3 protein-coding genes are annotated in these 1632 nt (G+C 69.5%); 1 reads left to right on the top strand and 2 read right to left on the bottom strand.

The annotated features are described in order from the left end of the window. A partial coding sequence (locus tag Q1K57_RS13060) for a DUF4921 family protein (protein WP_300078586.1) occupies positions 1 to 74 on the bottom strand: 74 nt, incomplete at its 3' end. Between the two features lie 199 nt (positions 75 to 273). Between Q1K57_RS13060 and Q1K57_RS13055 the strand changes: the two genes are divergently transcribed. Further along, positions 274 to 1251: a magnesium transporter CorA family protein gene (locus Q1K57_RS13055; protein ID WP_300083348.1), complete on the top strand. Its 978-nt coding sequence runs from the start codon at positions 274 to 276 to the stop codon at positions 1249 to 1251. Positions 1252 to 1268: 17 nt separating this feature from the next. Here the strand turns inward: Q1K57_RS13055 and Q1K57_RS13050 are convergent. Next, a partial coding sequence (locus Q1K57_RS13050) for an aminoacyl--tRNA ligase-related protein (protein WP_366525376.1) occupies positions 1269 to 1632 on the bottom strand: 364 nt, incomplete at its 5' end.

The raw sequence follows: 1632 nt of genomic DNA, 5'->3' as shown, positions 1-1632 counted from the left end.
TTGCCGCGGCCGGGAACCGTCCAGACCTCGGTGCCGGTGAACGGGTTGAGCTGCTTCACCGTCCCGTCGGCCATCGTCATGACGTACTCCGGCTCGCGCATGTACTGCTGCATCGAGTCCCTCCTGTAGCCGCTCCTCAGGGTAGCGTGCGGCCCGGTCAGGAACGGGAACCAACGCCCGAGCTCAGCATCGCTTCCCACCAGTCCCCACCCGAGGCGGTGGGTGCGACGTGGCCGTGTCCAACACGGTGTGCGACCCGCGATGATGGGGCCCATGGACACACTCGTCTCCAGCCGCACATGGCGCCAGGGCGTGCTCACCGACGACGACGTCACCCCCGACGAACTGGCGGTCGCCGCCCGCGACGCCGACACCCTCGTCTGGATCGATCTGCTCGCCCCGTCAGCGACCGACCTGGGGGAGGTCGCCGACCAACTCGGCCTGCCGGCCACGGCCGTCGAAGACGCCCTCGGCCCGAAGGAGCGGCCGAAGCTGATCCGCCACGAATCGCACCTGTTCTTCACCGTCTACGCGGTCGATCCGAACGCGACGCCGGGTGAGCTGGGGTTCAGCCGCATCTCCGGCTGGATGATGCCGCACGCGCTCGTCACGATCCGCCTCGACGATCGGTTCACGACGGACGCCGTCGTCCGCCGCTGGGAAGAGAGCCCCGAGTTGCTCCGCGAGGGAGCGGGAGCGCTCGTCCACGGCCTGCTCGACGTCGTCGTCGACGGGCACTTCGACGCCATCGGCACCCTCGATGACACGCTCGAACAGCTCGAGGACGCCCTCTTCGAGGACCGCCCCACCGGCGCACCGTTCGCCCGGCAGGCTTACTCCCTGCGCAAGGACCTGGTCGCCCTGCGGCGCGTCGTCCTGCCCATGCGCGAGGTTGTGAACGGACTGCTGCGCCACCCGGCCTCGAATGCCCCCGCTCTGCGGCCGTGGTACGACGACCTCTACGACCACGTCCTGCGCGCCGCCGAGTGGACCGAGTCCCTCCGCGACCTCGTCACCAGCGCCTTCGAGACGAACCTCTCCCTCACCGACGCCCGGCTCAACACCATCATGAAGAAGCTTGCCGGGTGGGCCGCCATCATCGCGGTGCCGACCGCGATCACCGGCTGGTTCGGGCAGAACATTCCCTACCCGGGCTTCGCCGAACCGCTCGGTCTTTGGCTGTCCCTCGCGATGATCGTCGTGGGCGTCGGCGTCCTCTATGCCTTGTTCCGCGCCCGCGATTGGATCTGATCGGGTCTCGCGCCCCGTCAGTCGCGGCGGGGATCGGCCTGGGGGGACGCCGCCGGCGTGAGCGACTCCCGACCGCCGAAGTACGGGCGCAGCGCCTCCGGCAGCCGGACGGACCCGTCCGCTAGCTGGTGGTTCTCGAGGATCATGATGATCGTCCGGGTCATGGCGCAGAGCGTGCCGTTGAGGGTCGCGAGCGGGCGGGTGCCCCCGGCGTCCTTCATGCGGATGTTGAGGCGGCGGGCCTGGAACTCGGTGCAGTTCGAGGTCGACGTGATCTCGCGGTAGCGCTCCTGGGTGGGCAGCCAGCCGTAGCAGTCGTACTTGCGGGCCGCCGACGACCCCAGATCGCCCGAGGCGACGTCGAGCACCTGGAACGGGATC

The sequence above is a fragment of the Propioniciclava sp. genome (assembly GCF_029977985.1).
Classification (GTDB): domain Bacteria; phylum Actinomycetota; class Actinomycetes; order Propionibacteriales; family Propionibacteriaceae; genus Propioniciclava.
This window is presented reverse-complemented; position numbering and strand designations above follow the sequence as displayed.

What these genes read in the sequence shown, in the direction of transcription:
- Q1K57_RS13055 (WP_300083348.1), top strand. Translation starts at nt 274, where the DNA reads ATGGACACACTCGTCTCCAGCCGCACATGGCGCCAGGGCGTGCTCACC.